Origin of the sequence: Pseudaestuariivita rosea, assembly GCF_017592335.1 — a bacterium.
GTDB classification, from domain to species: domain Bacteria; phylum Pseudomonadota; class Alphaproteobacteria; order Rhodobacterales; family Rhodobacteraceae; genus Parasulfitobacter; species Parasulfitobacter rosea.
Genome location: NZ_JACNMP010000074.1, coordinates 1 through 1,511, shown reverse-complemented (window position 1 = coordinate 1,511; position 1,511 = coordinate 1). Strand labels below are relative to the sequence as shown.

General features: G+C 56.3%; 1 protein-coding gene. It reads left to right on the top strand.

Going from position 1 to position 1,511, the window contains the following annotated elements:
• Nucleotides 1-55: 55 nt before the first annotated feature.
• On the top strand, nucleotides 56-1,441 hold the full coding sequence (locus H7848_RS19595) for a transposase (RefSeq protein ID WP_208354655.1): 1,386 nt from the start codon (nucleotides 56-58) through the stop codon (nucleotides 1,439-1,441).
• Nucleotides 1,442-1,511: the final 70 nt, after the last annotated feature.

Below are 1,511 nucleotides of genomic sequence, written 5' to 3'. Positions count from 1 at the left end.
TTGATCGCGTTGCCCAAGACTGATTCAATTCCCTTATTGGTTGGGGGCATTGGCGATGATGGGACCGAAACAGGAAGCACAAGCTGCGCTGTTCTATGAATTCTCGCTTGAGGATCACGTCCCACAAGATCATTTGCTGCGTTCAATTGATCGTTTCGTCGATCTGAGCAGCATTCGTGGCCACCTGTCGGATTTCTACAGCCACACGGGTCGTCCTTCCGTTGACCCTGAGCTGCTGATCCGGATGCTTCTGGTGGGCTATTGCTTTGGGATACGGTCAGAGCGGCGGCTTTGTGAAGAGGTGCATCTGAACCTCGCCTACCGGTGGTTTTGTCGGCTCGATCTGAACGACCGCATTCCGGATCACTCAACCTTTTCCAAGAACCGACACGGGCGTTTCCGGGAGAGTGAGTTGCTGCGGCATTTGTTTGAGACAACCGTCGCCCGCTGCATCGAAGAAGGTCTCGCCAGTGGGCAGCGCATGGCAGTGGACGCCAGCCTGATCGAAGCGGATGCCAACAAGCAGAACTCAACGCCGAAGGAACAATGGGATGCGTCAACCATCGATCCCGCAGATGTGCCCCGCGCAGTTCGCGAGTATCTCGACACACTCGATGAGGCTGCATTTGGCGCGGCCAGCGATGTCCAACCCAAGTTCACCTCGCATTCCGACCCCGCCAGCCAATGGACTGCTGCGCGCAAAGGTCCTGCTTTCTTTAGCTATTCAGACAATTATCTGATCGACACGGATCATGGCGTTATCTTGGATGTCGAAGGCACCCGTTCGATCCGGCAAGCCGAGGTTGGATCGACGGAGACCATGCTGACACGGGTGAAAGACAAATTTGACCTAGTTCCTGACTGGATGATCGCCGACACCGCCTACGGCTCCGGCCCGATGCTCGGCTGGCTCGTGGATCGCAAGATTGATCCTTACATCCCGGTGATCGATAAGACGGGACGCGCCGACGGCACCTGGACACGCGCAGAGTTCGATTGGGATGCAGAGAACGATCAATATGTCTGCCCTGAAGGTCATGCGCTCAAACAGTTCCGCCGGAATTATTCCGATCCGAACCGGGGCCCGACGGGCAAGGGCACAGCCCGCTATCGCGCCTTGAAGGACGTCTGCCAGGCTTGCCCATCCAAGCAAAAATGCTGCCCCAATGCTGATGCGCGCAAAATCACCCGCGAGGAGCACGAAGATGCACGCCAGGTCGCTCGGGATCTGGCCAAAACCGAAGAATACCGGGTCGCGATGAAGCTCAGAAAGAAAGTTGAGATGCTCTTTGCTCACCTCAAACGCATTCTGGGACTGGGACGGCTGCGATTACGAGGACCGTGTGGCGCAAATGACGAATTCCTGCTCGCCGCCACCGCCCAAAACCTCCGTAAATTAGCCAAGATCCTTCCCGCACCGCAGCAAACGTGCGAAGCCTGATAGAAAAGGCGCTCGCGCTCTGTTCAGAACCACACTTTCTGCATCAGCAACACGTTGTTTTTCCACAGAA

Excerpts from the sequence above, each read along its gene's own strand:
- H7848_RS19595 (WP_208354655.1), top strand. The coding sequence starts at position 56 with ATGATGGGACCGAAACAGGAAGCACAAGCTGCGCTGTTCTATGAATTC.